General features: G+C 72.6%; 10 protein-coding genes. 7 read left to right on the forward strand and 3 right to left on the reverse strand.

The genetic code is table 11. From position 1 onward, the window contains the following. The first annotated feature begins 54 nt into the window (after positions 1-54). From ACN27D_RS08500 to ACN27D_RS08515, 4 genes are all read left to right on the forward strand, one after another. Complete coding sequence (locus ACN27D_RS08500; RefSeq protein WP_421498871.1) at positions 55-996, forward strand: ABC transporter ATP-binding protein; 942 nt, start codon at positions 55-57, stop codon at positions 994-996. Continuing rightward, positions 993-1,820 carry an ABC transporter permease gene (locus ACN27D_RS08505; RefSeq protein WP_121683544.1) on the forward strand — a complete coding sequence of 276 codons (828 nt, stop codon included), beginning with the start codon at positions 993-995 and terminating at the stop codon, positions 1,818-1,820. The genes ACN27D_RS08500 and ACN27D_RS08505 overlap by 4 nt, the downstream gene beginning before the upstream one ends. Positions 1,821-2,078: 258 nt before the next feature. Further along, on the forward strand, positions 2,079-5,825 hold the full coding sequence (locus ACN27D_RS08510; RefSeq protein WP_121683545.1) for a multifunctional oxoglutarate decarboxylase/oxoglutarate dehydrogenase thiamine pyrophosphate-binding subunit/dihydrolipoyllysine-residue succinyltransferase subunit: 3,747 nt from the start codon (positions 2,079-2,081) through the stop codon (positions 5,823-5,825). A gap of 66 nt (positions 5,826-5,891) precedes the next feature. Next, complete coding sequence (locus ACN27D_RS08515; RefSeq protein WP_013288341.1) at positions 5,892-6,071, forward strand: DUF6104 family protein; 180 nt, start codon at positions 5,892-5,894, stop codon at positions 6,069-6,071. A gap of 39 nt (positions 6,072-6,110) precedes the next feature. Here the strand turns inward: ACN27D_RS08515 and ACN27D_RS08520 are convergent, their stop codons facing one another. Together ACN27D_RS08520 and ACN27D_RS08525 are read right to left on the reverse strand one after the other, a co-directional pair. Next, positions 6,111-8,420 (reverse strand): bifunctional polysaccharide deacetylase/glycosyltransferase family 2 protein, encoded by a 2,310-nt coding sequence (locus ACN27D_RS08520; protein WP_421498872.1) that lies wholly within the window; start codon positions 8,418-8,420, stop codon positions 6,111-6,113. After that, positions 8,413-8,946: a hypothetical protein gene (locus ACN27D_RS08525; RefSeq protein WP_358176324.1), complete on the reverse strand. Its 534-nt coding sequence runs from the start codon at positions 8,944-8,946 to the stop codon at positions 8,413-8,415. The genes ACN27D_RS08520 and ACN27D_RS08525 overlap by 8 nt, the downstream gene beginning before the upstream one ends. A gap of 94 nt (positions 8,947-9,040) precedes the next feature. On the opposite strand from ACN27D_RS08525, the gene pta reads away from it, so the two are divergent. Both pta and ACN27D_RS08535 read left to right on the forward strand, forming a co-directional pair. Then, positions 9,041-11,116, forward strand: a complete 2,076-nt coding sequence (gene pta / locus ACN27D_RS08530; protein WP_421498873.1) for a phosphate acetyltransferase — start codon at positions 9,041-9,043, stop codon at positions 11,114-11,116. Continuing rightward, positions 11,113-12,225, forward strand: a complete 1,113-nt coding sequence (locus tag ACN27D_RS08535; protein WP_421498874.1) for an acetate/propionate family kinase — start codon at positions 11,113-11,115, stop codon at positions 12,223-12,225. The genes pta and ACN27D_RS08535 overlap by 4 nt, the downstream gene beginning before the upstream one ends. A 45-nt stretch (positions 12,226-12,270) precedes the next feature. Here the strand turns inward: ACN27D_RS08535 and ACN27D_RS08540 are convergent, their stop codons facing one another. Further along, positions 12,271-12,444, reverse strand: coding sequence for a hypothetical protein (locus tag ACN27D_RS08540; protein ID WP_199733245.1), 174 nt, complete (start codon positions 12,442-12,444; stop codon positions 12,271-12,273). A 181-nt stretch (positions 12,445-12,625) separates the two neighbouring features. Between ACN27D_RS08540 and ACN27D_RS08545 the strand changes: the two genes are divergently transcribed. Beyond that, positions 12,626-13,762: a chlorophyllase/cutinase-like alpha/beta fold protein gene (locus ACN27D_RS08545; protein WP_421498875.1), complete on the forward strand. Its 1,137-nt coding sequence runs from the start codon at positions 12,626-12,628 to the stop codon at positions 13,760-13,762. The last annotated feature ends 5 nt before the right edge of the window (positions 13,763-13,767 follow it).

Consider the following 13,767-nt stretch of genomic DNA (forward strand, 5'->3'; position numbering starts at 1 on the left):
CCGCAACGGCGCCCCCACCGGCGCGCGTCGAGCCCGCCGGGGCAGGAGAGGAGAATGATGTCCGACGGGCAGCCACGCCCCAGTGCCGGGACCGGCCAGATCATCGTGTCCGGCCTGACCAAGCAATACAAGACCGTCCGCGCGGTGGACAACCTGTCGTTCACGGTCGAGCCGGGCCGGGTCACCGGCTTCCTCGGCCCCAACGGCGCCGGTAAGACGACCACGCTGCGCATGCTGCTGAACCTGGTGACGCCGAGCGCCGGCACGGCCACCATCGGCGGCAGCCGGTACGCCGACCTGACCGACCCGCTGCGTACTGTCGGCGCGGTGCTGGAGGCGTCCAGCGCGCACAAGGGCCGCACCGGCATCAACCACCTGCGGGTGATCTGCGCGGCGGCGGGCCTGCCGAAGGAGCGCGCCGACGAGGCGCTCGCCCTGGTCGGGCTCTCGCCCGCGGCGAAGCGCAAGTTCAAGGGCTACTCGCTCGGCATGAAGCAGCGGCTCGGCATCGCGGCCGCGATGCTCGGCAACCCGCAGGTGCTGATCCTGGACGAGCCGGCCAACGGCCTGGACCCGGAGGGCATCCGCTGGATGCGCGGCTTCCTCAAGGGGCTGGCCGCCGAGGGGCGTACGGTGCTGGTCTCCAGCCACCTGCTCTCCGAGATGCAGCTGCTCGCCGACGACGTGGTGATCATCGCGGCCGGCAAGCTGGTCCGGCAGGGTCCGGTCGACCAGGTGATGGCTTCGATGACGCACGACGTGCAGGTGCGGGTGCGTACCCCGCAGGCCGACGAACTGGCCGCGGCGCTGCGCGAGCAGTCGGCCACCGTCGACGCCGACCCGCACGGCGCGCTGCTGGTGACCGGCGTGGACGCGCCGACCGTGGGCCGGGTCGCGCTGGCCGCCAAGGTCGAGCTGCACGAGCTGACCACCGAGCGCCCCGACCTCGAAGGGGTCTTCCTGGAGCTGACGGCCGGAAAGGCGGAGATCCGATGACGCTGGTCCGATCCGAACTGCTCAAGATCCGTACCACCAGCACCTGGTGGATCTTCGGGCTGATCAGCCTGGCGCTGTGGGCGCTCACGCTGTTCTTCAACTGGTTGCAGACCGAGGCGCTGGCCGGCGGGGACTTCGGCGAGGTGCCGGCCGACCAGTCCGACCAGTTGCAGGCCATCTCGGCCGCCGACAACCTGGCCGCCAACCTCTACACCAACGGCCAGTTCTTCGGGCTGCTCATCGTGCTGCTGCTGGGCATCGTGGTGGTGACCAGCGAGTTCTTCCACCAGACGGTGACCACCACGTTCCTCACGGCGCCGCACCGCACCGCGGTGATGCTGGCCAAGCTGGCCGCGGCCGGCGTGCTGGCGCTGCTGTTCTGGCTCGTCACCACCGTGCTGAACCTGATCATCTCGCCGCTGATCCTCAACTCGGTGGACGTCGGCTCGCAGCTCGGCAGCGGCGCCGTCTGGCGGGCGATCGCGCTCAACGGCCTGGCCTACCTGCTCTGGTCGGTGCTCGGCGTCGGGCTCGGCGTGCTGATCCGCAGCCAGATCGGCGCCACGGTGACCGGCATCCTGTTCTACCTGGGCGGCGCGATCGGCGCGGTCATCGTCCTCAGCCTCCTCGCGGCGCGGTACGGCGACTGGATCAACAAGCTCCAGCTGCTGGTCCCGTCGCTGGCCTCCGGGCTCATGGTGGGCGGCGACACGGACATCCCGGGCAACCCGCCGCAGTGGGCCGGCGCCCTCGTGCTGATCGGATACGCGGTGGTGGCCGGCGCGATCGGCGTGGCCACGATCCGCAAGCGCGACATCTCCTGACCTCGCGGTCGGGGCGGACCCCGGTCGATGACGGACGTCGTCGGCCGGGGTCCTGCTCGTCTAGCAGGAGTCGGCGGATCACGCAGCGTTTGCCGAACTTCTGGCATCTTCTGTGAAACGGACCACCAGCCGGAGGCGAGAATGCCTGCGCGCAGCGCACGGCGTAGCCTTGGCATCGGTTTACCCAGCGTCGGCAACCGGGGGTCACCGGGGGCCACCGTGACATTCACAACCGCGTGAAAGAGGCGATTAGCGGCCGTGTCGACCCAGCAGACTTCGCAGGAGAACCCACTGGCGGGTTTCGGCCCGAACGAGTGGATCGTCGAGGAGATGTACCAGCGCTACCTCGCCGACCCCTCGAGCGTCGATTCGGCCTGGCACGACTTCTTCGCCGACTACCGGCCGGCCCCGGGCGCCGCCACGCCGCGCCCGGACGGGCAGGCCAAGCCGGCCGCGAAGCCGGAGCCGGCCGAGCAGCAGGAAGCAGTGGCCACCGTCAAGGAGCAGCCCGCCGCCAAGGCGGAGCCGAAGGCCGCCCCCAAGGCCGCGCCCGCCCCGGCCAAGCCCGCCGCCAAGCCGGCGGCGAAGGCCCCTGAGCCGGCCAAGAAGTCCGCCCCGGCCAAGCCGGCCGCCAAGGCGCCGACCGCGAGCGCCGCGGGCACCACGCCGCTGCGCGGCGTCGCCGCCAAGATCGTGCAGAACATGGACGCGTCGCTGTCGGTCCCGACCGCCACCAGCGTGCGCGCCGTCCCGGCCAAGCTGCTGGTCGACAACCGCATCGTGATCAACAACCACCTGACCCGCGGTCGCGGTGGCAAGGTCAGCTTCACCCACCTGATCGGGTACGCGCTCGTCCGTGCGGTCGTCGAGCACCCGGAGATGAACAACTCCTTCGCCGAGGTCGACGGCAAGCCGGCGATGGTCCGCCCGGAGCACGTCAACCTGGGCATCGCGATCGACCTGGTCAAGCCGGACGGCTCGCGCAACCTGGTGGTGCCGTCCATCAAGGGCTGCGAGCAGATGGACTTCCGGCAGTTCTGGCAGGCGTACGAGGACGTGGTCCGGCGCGCCCGCCGCAACGAGCTGACCATGGAGGACTACTCCGGCACCACGATCTCGCTGACCAACCCGGGCGGCATCGGCACCGTGCACTCCATCCCGCGCCTGATGCAGGGGCAGAGCGCCATCATCGGCGTCGGCGCGATGGAATACCCGGCCCCCTACCAGGGCATGAGCGAGGCCACGCTGGCCGAGAACGCGGTCAGCAAGGTCATCACGCTGACCAGCACGTACGACCACCGGATCATCCAGGGCGCGCAGTCCGGCGAGTTCCTGAAGGTCATGCACGAGCTGCTGCTCGGCGAGCGCGGCTTCTACGACGGCATCTTCACCTCGCTGCGGATCCCGTACGAGCCGGTGCGCTGGATGCGCGACGTGGCCGTCGACAGCGAGGGCCAGATCAACAAGACCGCGCGGGTGCACGAGCTGATCCACGCGTACCGGGTCCGCGGCCACCTGATGGCCGACACCGACCCGCTGGAGTTCAAGATCCGCAAGCACCCGGACCTGGACGTGCTCCAGCACGGGCTCACGCTGTGGGACCTCGACCGCGTCTTCCCGGTCAACGGCTTCGCCGGTCAGCAGCGGATGAAGCTGCGCTCGATCCTCGGCGTGCTGCGCGACTCGTACTGCCGCCGGGTCGGCATCGAGTACATGCACATCCAGGACCCGGAGGAGCGGCGCTGGATCCAGGAGCGGGTCGAGCGCAAGTACGAGAAGCCCAGCTCCGACGAGCAGAAGCACGTGCTGAACCGGCTCAACGCCGCCGAGGCGTTCGAGACGTTCCTGCAGACCAAGTACGTCGGCCAGAAGCGCTTCTCGCTGGAGGGCGGCGAGTCGCTGATCCCGCTGCTCGGCGAGGTGCTGGAGTGCTCGGCCGAGGCCGGGCTGGACGAGGTCGTCATCGGCATGGCGCACCGCGGCCGGCTCAACGTGCTGGCGAACATCGTCGGCAAGCCGTACGAGAAGATCTTCTCCGAGTTCGAGGGGCACCTCGACCCGCGGTCCACGCAGGGCTCGGGCGACGTGAAGTACCACCTCGGCCAGAACGGCAAGTTCACCACCCCGGACGGCGAGCACGCGGTCAAGGTGTCGGTGGTGGCGAACCCGTCGCACCTGGAGGCCGTCGACCCGGTGCTGGAGGGGATAGTCCGGGCCAAGCAGGACCGGATCGACCTCAAGCTGGAGGGCTACACCGTGCTGCCGCTGGCGGTGCACGGTGACGCCGCCTTCGCCGGCCAGGGCGTGGTCGCCGAGACGCTCAACCTCTCCCAGCTGCGCGGCTACCGCACCGGCGGCACCGTGCACGTGGTCGTCAACAACCAGGTCGGCTTCACCACCGCCCCGGAGTACAGCCGGTCCAGCCTCTACAGCACCGACGTGGCCCGGATGATCCAGGCGCCGATCTTCCACGTGAACGGCGACGACCCGGAGGCCGTGGTCCGGGTGGCCCGGCTCGCGTTCGAGTACCGGCAGGCGTTCAACAAGGACGTCGTGATCGACATGGTCTGCTACCGCCGGCGCGGGCACAACGAGGGCGACGACCCGTCGATGTCCAACCCGCAGATGTACAAGATCATCGACTCGAAGCGGTCGGTCCGGAAGCTCTACACCGAGGAGCTGATCGGGCGCGGCGACATCACCGTGGAGGACGCGGAGGAGCTGCTGCGCGACTACCAGTCGCAGCTGGAGCGGGTCTTCAAGGCCACCCGGGACGCCGCGACCACCCCGCGTCAGCTCAGCCGCCCGGCGCGGGAGGACGAGCCGGAGCCGCAGGTCGACACCGCCACCGACGCCGCCGTGGTCAAGGCGATCGGCGAGGCGCACGTCAACCTGCCGGAGGGCTTCACCCCGCACAAGCGGATCCAGCAGCTGCTGGAGCGGCGTCGCAAGATGTCCGTCGAGGGCGGCATCGACTGGGGCTTCGCCGAGATCATCGCGTTCGGCACGCTGCTGCACGACGGCGTCACCGTCCGGCTCGCCGGGCAGGACTCGCGTCGCGGCACGTTCGTCCAGCGGCACGCCTCGGTGGTCGACGCCAAGACCGGCGAGGACTACCTGCCGCTGAAGTCGCTCACCGCCGACGGCGAGCGGTCGCGCTTCTTCGTCCACGACTCGCTGCTCTCCGAGTACGCGGCCATGGGCTTCGAGTACGGCTACTCGGTGGAGAACATCAACGCGCTGGTGGCCTGGGAGGCCCAGTTCGGTGACTTCGTCAACGGCGCCCAGTCGGTGATCGACGAGTTCATCTCCTCCGGCGAGGTGAAGTGGGGTCAGCGCTCCGCGGTGACCCTGCTGCTGCCGCACGGCCACGAGGGCCAGGGCCCGGACCACACCTCCGGCCGCCCGGAGCGGTTCCTCCAGCTCTGCGCCGAGGACAACATGCGGGTGGCCATCCCGACCACCCCGGCGAACTACTTCCACCTGCTGCGCCGCCAGGCCCTGTCGCCCAAGCGCAAGCCGCTGGTGGTGTTCACGCCGAAGTCGCTGCTGCGGCACAAGCTCTGCGTGTCGCCGGTGGAGGACTTCACCACCGGGACGTTCCAGCCTGTGCTGGCCGACACCGCGGCTCCGGCGCCGGAGCAGGTCAAGCGGGTGCTGCTCTGCTCGGGCAAGGTCTACTACGACCTGTTCCAGGCCCGGCAGGAGCGGGGCGTCACCGACACCGCGATCCTCCGGATGGAGCAGCTCTACCCGCTGCCCGTCGAGGAGGTCCGGGCCGCGCTGGCGCAGTACCCGAACGCCGAGGACTTCGCCTGGGTCCAGGAGGAGCCGGCCAACCAGGGCGCCTGGTCGTTCGTCGCGCTCAACCTGCTGGAGCACCTGCCCGAGGTGCGGCTGCGCCGCATCTCCCGCCCCGCCGCCGCCGCTCCGGCGGTCGGCTCGGCGAAGATGCACGAGGTCGAGCAGAACGCGCTGATCGAGGCGGCTCTCCCCCGCCCGTGACACCACCGGCAGCGGCCCGTCCCGACCCGGGGCGGGCCGCTGCCGTACGACGACGAGAGGAACACCGTGTACTTCACCGACCGTGGCATCGAGGAGCTGGTCGAGCGCCGTGGCGACGAGCAGGTCAGCATGGAGTGGCTGGGCGAGCGGCTGCGTGACTTCATCGACCTGAACCCGGAGTTCGAGACCCCGATCGAGCGGTTCGCCACGTGGCTGGCCCGCCTCGACGACCCGGACGACGACTGACGCCCGGGGCGGCGTGACCGGCCGCCGCGCGGCCGGGCCTCAGCCGGTCGCGCCCCGCCCGAGCACCTGGAGATCTCCGGTACGCCGCAGCTTCTGCCAGCCCAGCCGGCCGCCGGTCAGCGCGGTGCCGACCGCCTGGAGCAGCACCAGGTACATCACCTGGCGGTAGACGAACTGCTGCAACGGCAGCACCCAGAGCACGCCGAGCTTCTCCCGGTCCAGCCGGAAGGCCAGCACCGCGGTGAGGATCTGGAGCGCGAGCATCGCCAGCCAGGCCACCACCGTGTCGCTGCGGTCCAGGAAGATCAGCCCGTAGATCGCGAGCAGGTCGATCACCGGTGCGGCCAGCGGCAGCAGCACGCCGAACAGCGTCAGGAACGACAGGCACCGCCGCCCGAACCGGCCCGACGGACCGCTGTCGATCACCGAGCGCCGGTGCTTCCACATCGCCTGCATGGTGCCGTAGCTCCACCGGTACCGCTGCTTCCACAACTGGCCGATGGTGGTCGGCGCCTCGGTCCAGGCGCGTGCGCTCTCCTCGTACACGATGTGCCAGCCGGCGCGGCCGATGGCGATTGTGACGTCGGTGTCCTCGGCCAGCGTGTCGTCGGTCAGGCCGCCCACCTGCTCCAGCGCCTGGCGCCGGAACGCGCCGATGGCGCCCGGGACGGTGGGCATGCAGCGCAGCGTCTCGTAGAGGCGGCGGTCGAGGTTGAAGCCGATCACGTACTCGATGTGCTGCCACTTGGCGATCAGGCCGCGGCGGTTGCCGACCTTGACGTTGCCGGCGACCACGCCGACCCGGGGGTCCGCGAACGGCTGGACCAGCCGGCGGACCGAGTCCGGCTCGAAGATCGTGTCGCCGTCGACCATGACGACCAGGTCGTGCCGGGCCAGCGCCACGCCCGTGTTGAGCGCGCTCGGCTTGCCGCCGTTGGGCTTGCGCACGACCCGGACGTTCGGCAGCCCCAGCGCCGCCACGATGTCGGCGGTGCCGTCGGTCGAACCGTCGTCGACCACCACCACCTCGATGCCGCCGGGGTGGTCGCCCAGGGCCAGCGAGCGGACCGCCGCGGCGATGCCCTCCCGCTCGTTGTACGCGGGCACGATCACCGAGACCGGTTCGGTGACCGGCGGGCCCCAGGACCAGTCGCGGTGCCGGCGGCGGCGCGCGTGCCGTGGGGCCAGGACGAACAGCAGCAGGGTCCGGCCGATCGTGAGCACGCCGACGAGCACGAAGAAGACGCCGAGCACCCCGAACATGCCGTCGGCGACGCGTACCGCGCCGACCAGGACGTGGCCCCGCAACCGCTCGTCGAGCGAGGCCGCCGTGTGCCCGCCCACCGGGCCGGACACGCCCGCGGCCGCGAACGTCTGGTTGAGCCCTTCGCTGACGGTGGTGAAGCGGTACCCGCGTTCCAGCATCGCCGGGATGTACCGGTCCAGCGCGGCCACGGTGCCGGACCGGTCACCGCCCGCGTCGTGCCAGAGCGCGATCGTGCCGGCCGTCCCGTCCGGCGTGGCGTTCGCGACCATCGCCTCGACCGACGGCAGCTCCCAGTCCCGGCTGTCGACGTCGTTGACGACGGTGAGGTAGCCCAGCTCGCCCGCCTGCCGCAGCATCGGCCAGTCCCGGTCGGTGTACGCGTCGGCGCGGGACGAGTACGGGAAGCGCAGCAGCGACGGCCGGACGCCAGTGGTGCTGGCGATGGCGAGCTGCGTCTGCGCGTACTCCAGCTCCCGCCGCCACTCCGGCAGCGCGGCGAGGTCGGGGTGGGTGAACGTGTGCACGCCCAGCTCGTGGCCCTCGGCCACCAGCCGGCGGGTCACCTCCGGGTTGCGGACGACCTGTGAGCCGATGACGAAGAAGGTGCCCTTGACCTGGTACTTGTCCAGGACGCGCAGCACCTCCGGCGTCCACCGCGGGTCGGGCCCGTCGTCGAAGGTGAGCGCGACGGTACGCTCCGGCAGGCGGTGCGACTGGGTGCGGCCCTCCGCGCCGACGTTGACGATCGGGCCGCCCCCGATCACCGAGCTGGGGACCTCCCGCTGGCTGCCGGGCGCCACCCGGTTGTCGGGCACGAACGCGGCGTTGGTGTACGCCTCGACGATCAGCAGACCGGCCAGGACGACCACGACCATGGAGACCAGGGCCCAGCTCGGCCTGGGCAGGAGACGCCGGCCGCGGGACCGGCGCGCGCCGGGGATCTGCCGGACGTCCAGGACGACGGTGGCGTCGTCCGGCTGCCGCCCGGCCCGGTGCCGCCGGAGGGCGTGCACGCGGCGGGGGTCCAGCGGGACGGTGGGCTGGTCGCGGTTCGACGGTCGGGCGGGTGCCTCGTCACTCATCGGCGGGCGCGGCCGGCGCGGCGGGGTCGGCGGGCGGGTCGACGACGGACGGCGGGTCGACAGCGGGCGGCGGCACCGCGTCGGTGGGGGCGGTGGGCGGCGCGGTGGGGGCCGGCGCCTGGGTGGTCCGGGGCGCGGTCGGGGCGGGCCGGGTCGGGCGTTGATACCGAGGGCTGGGCGGGACCGCGCTGCCGGGCGTGGCGGAGGTGGCCGGTGCCCGCGTCCCGGCGGTGCTGACGTCGGTGGGCGTGCCCGGCGTGGCACGGGTGGCCGCGGGGGCCGGGGACGCGGGCGGGTTCGGCGAGGGCAGCCGCCGCTCGGGGGTCGGCTCGACGAACGGGATGACGGTGTCCGGGGTGATCGGACCGCCGGCGAAGCTGGCTCCGACCATGACCGTGTAGATCACACCGGCCGCGCCGGCGCAGTAGGCGAGACGGCGAAGCCGCCGACGTCGCCGCCCGCTCGGGTCGACGAAGACGGGGGGCGATTCCGGTACGACGGGAATCAGTGCTGTCGGGCCTTCCACGCGGCCCAGCATAGATGCGAAAATTCCCCGCCTTCTCCCCCGGCTAGCCGGTGTGACCAGGCACAACGGGCAGCAGCGACCTCGATCTTGTAGGTTGGGTGCCGTGGCGCGCAGCGTGTACCTGACCGGCGTTGGTTCGGGCGGCGGAAAGTCGACGGTGGCGCTCGGGCTGGCCGAGCTGTTGTCCCGGCAGGTGGAACGGATAGGCGCGTTCCGGCCGCTCGTCGCCGGTGACGGCACCGACCCCATCCTGGCCCTGCTCACCGAGCGCTACCGGATGGACCTGCCGGTCGACGAGCTGTACGGCGCCACGTACGCCGAGGCGAGCGCGCTCGTCGCGGACGGCCGCCGGGAGGAGCTGATCTCCCGGATCGTCACCCGCTACCGGGAGGTCGAGCGCCGCTGCCCGGCGATAGTGGTGGTCGGCAGCGACTTCGCCTACGGCGACGGCACCGGCCCCCGTGAACTGGCCTTCAACGCCCGGCTGGCGACCGAGTTCGGCAGCGTCGTGGTGCCGGTGGTGGACGGGTTCGGGCAGCAGCCCGACGCGATCGCGGCGGCGCTGCGCGGCGCGTACCACGATCTGGTGGACCTCGGCGCGACAGTGATCGCGGCGCTGGCCAACCGCGTGCCGGAGCCGATGACGCTGCCCGAGCTGCCGGTGCCCGCGTACGCGATCCCGGAGGTGCCGACCGTGTCGGCGCCGACCGTGGCCGAGGTGGCGGCGGCGCTGCGCGGCACCGTGCTCACCGGTGACGAGACCGCGCTCGACCGCGACGTGCTCGACTACGTGGTGGGCGCGGCGCACGTGCCGACGCTGCTGGACCACCTCACCGACGGGGCGCTGGTGATCACCCCGGGCGACCGGGCCGACCTGCTGGTCGCGGCCGGCGCCGCACACGTGGCCGGGCAGGTGTCGCTGGCCGGGCTGGTGCTCACGCTCGGCGAGCAGCCCGACCCGCGCGCGATGCGCCTGGTCGAGCGGCTGAACACCGGGCTCCCAGTGCTGTCGGTACCGAGCGACAGCTACGACACGGTGGCCGCGTCCAGCCGGATCGAGGGCCGCCCCAGCACCGCGAACCCGCGCAAGGTCGAGGCCGCGCTCGGCGCGTTCGAGCGCTGCGTGGACACCGACGACCTGGCCCGTCGGCTGCGGGTCAGCCGGTCCGCGCGGGTGACCCCGCTGATGTTCGAGAACGACCTGATCGACCGGGCCCGCGCCCGGCGCCGCCGGCTGGTGCTGCCCGAGGGCGCGGACGAGCGCATCCTGCGCGCGACCGAGGTGCTGCTGCGCCGGGGCGTCGCCGAGATCACCCTGCTCGGCCGCCCGGACGAGATCGCCCGGCGGACCCGGGAACTGGGCGTCGACCTCGGTGACGCCCAGGTCGTCGACCCGGTGACCAGCCCGTGGCGGGACGAGTTCGCGCAGGCGTACGCGCAGTTGCGCGCCCACCGCGGCGTCACCGTCGAGCTGGCGCACGACATCGTGGCGCAGCCCAACTACTTCGGCACGATGATGGTGCAGACCGGCCACGCCGACGGCATGGTCTCCGGCGCCACCCACACCACAGCCGCCACCATCCGGCCCGCGTTCGAGATCATCCGGACCGTGCCGGGCGTCTCGGTCGCCTCCAGCGTCTTCTTCATGCTGCTCGCCGACCGGGTGCTGGTGTACGGCGACTGCGCCGTCAACCCCGACCCGGACGCCGACCAGCTCGCCGACATCGCCATCTCGTCGGCCGACACGGCGGCCCGGTTCGGCATCGAGCCTCGGGTGGCGATGCTGTCGTACTCCACCGGCAGCTCCGGCGCCGGCGCCGACGTGGAGAAGGTCGCGGCGGCCACCAAGCTGGTCCGGGAACGCCGGCCCGACCTGCTCGTCGAGGGCCCGATCCAGTACGACGCGGCGATCGACCCGCAGGTGGCGGCCACCAAGCTGCCGGACAGCCCGGTCGCCGGGCGGGCGACCGTCTTCATCTTCCCGGACCTGAACACGGGCAACAACACGTACAAGGCGGTGCAGCGCTCGGCCGGGGCGGTGGCGGTCGGGCCGGTCATGCAGGGCCTGAACCGGCCGGTGAACGACCTGTCCCGGGGCGCTACCGTGGCGGACATCGTCAACACGGTGGCGATCACCGCCATCCAGGCCGCCGCGGAGGCGTCGGAATGAGCCGCATCCTGGTCCTCAACAGCGGATCCTCGTCGGTCAAGTACCGGCTGTACGACGGCGACGACGTCCTGGACAAGGGCACCGTCGAGCGGATCGGCGAGCCCGGCGGCGGGCCGGCCGACCACGAGAGCGCGGTCCGGGAGATCATCGGCCGGCTCGACCTGAGCGGCCTCGCCGGAGTCGGCCACCGGGTGGTGCACGGCGGGCGGAAGTTCAGCGCGCCGGTACGCATCGACGACGCGGTCGTCGCCGCGATCGAGGATCTGGTGCCGCTGGCGCCGCTGCACAACCCGGCCAACCTGGCCGGCATCCGGGTGGCCCGGGAGGCGCTGCCGGACACGCCGCAGGTGGCGGTCTTCGACACCGCGTTCCACCACACGCTGCCCGAGGCCGGCGCGACGTACGCGATCGACAAGGCCACCGCCGAGCGCTACGGCGTCCGCCGCTACGGCTTCCACGGCACCTCGCACGCGTACGTCTCGCGTCGCGTCGCCGACCTGCTCGACCGCCCGTACGACGAGCTCAACACGATCACCCTGCACCTGGGCAACGGGGCGAGCGCGTGTGCCGTCCAGGGCGGGCGCAGCGTGGCCACCTCGATGGGCATGTCCCCGCTGGAGGGCCTGGTGATGGGCACCCGCAGCGGCGACCTCGACCCGACAGTCATCTTCCACCTGCGCCGCGAGGGCGGCATGGTAGTGGACGACATCGACGACCTGCTCAACCACCGCAGCGGCCTGCTCGGACTGACCGGGGTCAACGACATGCGGGAGGTGCTGGCCCGCCGCGACGCCGGTGACCCGGACGCGACGCTGGCGTTCGACGTCTACTGCCGGCGGATCACCGGCTACGTGGGCGCGTACTACGCGCTGCTCGGCCGGGTCGACGCGATCGCGTTCACCGCCGGGGTCGGCGAGCACGCCGCTCCGGTGCGGGCGGCGTCGCTGGCCGGGCTGGAGCGGCTGGGCGTCACTGTCGACCCGGCGCGCAACGACGGCCACGGCGACCGGGTCGTCTCCCCGGACGGCGCGGAGGTGGCGGTGCTGGTGGTCGGCACCGACGAGGAGCGGGAGATCGCCCGCGAGACCCGCGAGGTGCTGGGCGTCTGACCGTCCGACCCTTCGCGCGGCTGATCCGGACCGGGTCAGCCCGGCTCAGCCCAGGGCGATCCAGGCGACCAGGGCGACCACCACCACGGCGGCGACTGCGACGCCGGCGATCAGCGGCACGCGCGACGGCGCCGGCGCCGACGCGGCCGGCTCGGGAGAATCGACGAATGCGCGGAACTGCGCGGTGTTGCCACTCGGGTCGGTGTAGTTCTCAGCCATGCGGCTGACCCTAGCGAAGCCGCCCGGACCGGAACGTCCCGCCGGGCCGCCACCTGCGGATCCGGATGGTGGGATCGGGCAAACCCGGCCACCCGGTGGAGGCGGGAGCCGCCCGGGTGGCGGCACCGACCGGCCCGGACGGCGGGCGCGGGCCGACCGCTCGGCTGCCTACCGTGCAGGTGTGAGGGGGCAGCGGCTGGTCGCCGCGCTGATGACGGCGCTGCTGGCCGGTTGCGGCCCGGCCGTGGCCACGTCCGACCCGGTGCCGGCCGCCGTCGGGCCCGCGCCGACGCACCAGTACGCGGTAGGGATGCGGCAGTTCACGCTCGACCCGGACGGCAGGCGGCCGCTGCCGGTCACCGTCTGGTACCCGGCGCAACCACCGTCTCCCGCACGGCCGCACACGGCCGGCCCCGGCCCGACTGGTTCCGGCTCGGCCGGTCCTGGCTCGGCCGGTCCTGGCTCGGCCGGTCCTCCTTCGGCCGGCCCTGGCTCGGCAGGTGCCGATCAGGCGCCGGTCCTGCCGGGCCCGCGCGGGCCGCGCGCTTCGGCCCTGCCGTCCGTCGTCGCGGCTCCCTCCGGACGCGCCACACCGGCGAGCCCCGGACCGCGTGTGCGGCCGGGAGCGCCGTTCGCCGCCGGACGGTTCCCGGTGGTGCTCTACAGCCACGGGCTGCGCAGCCTGCCCGCCCTGCACGCGGCGCTGACCAGCCGCTGGGCCGCCGCCGGCTTCGTGGTGGTCGCGCCCACCTATCCGCGTACGAACCAGCGCGCCCGCGCCTTCACCCGCGAGGACGTCCGCAACCAGCCGGCCGACGCCTGGCGACTGATCCGTCACCTGGTCCGGCTGGGCGCCCGCCCCGGGGATCCGCTCGGCGCGCACATGGCAGTGGACCGGTTCGCCGCCGCCGGTCACTCGGCCGGCGGTCACACCACGCTCGGCATGTTCGCCTCCGGGCAGCCGTTCCCGGTACGGGCCGGAATCGTGATCGCCGGTGGCCGGATGGTCGCCGGGCTCTCCCGGCCGCTCGCGCCGATGCTGTTCGTGCACGGGAGCGCGGACCGGATCGTGCCCGAGTCGATCGGCCGGGCCGCGTACGCCCGCTGCCTCGGGCCGGCCGCCTTCCTGAGCCTCACCGGTCAGGGCCACGGGGAGTACCTGACGCCCGGACGACCCGGCTTCGCCCAGGTGCTCGCCACCACCACCGACTTCCTGCGCTGGACGCTCTACGCCGACCGTGCCGCCCTGCGCCGCCTCCCCGCCGACGCCGCAGCGCCGGCCACCACCACCTTCACCACCCGCTCCCTCCCCACCTGACGCAC

Origin of the sequence: Micromonospora sp. WMMD1274 (genome assembly GCF_049179035.1) — a bacterium.
GTDB classification, from domain to species: Bacteria; Actinomycetota; Actinomycetes; order Mycobacteriales; family Micromonosporaceae; genus Micromonospora; species Micromonospora tulbaghiae.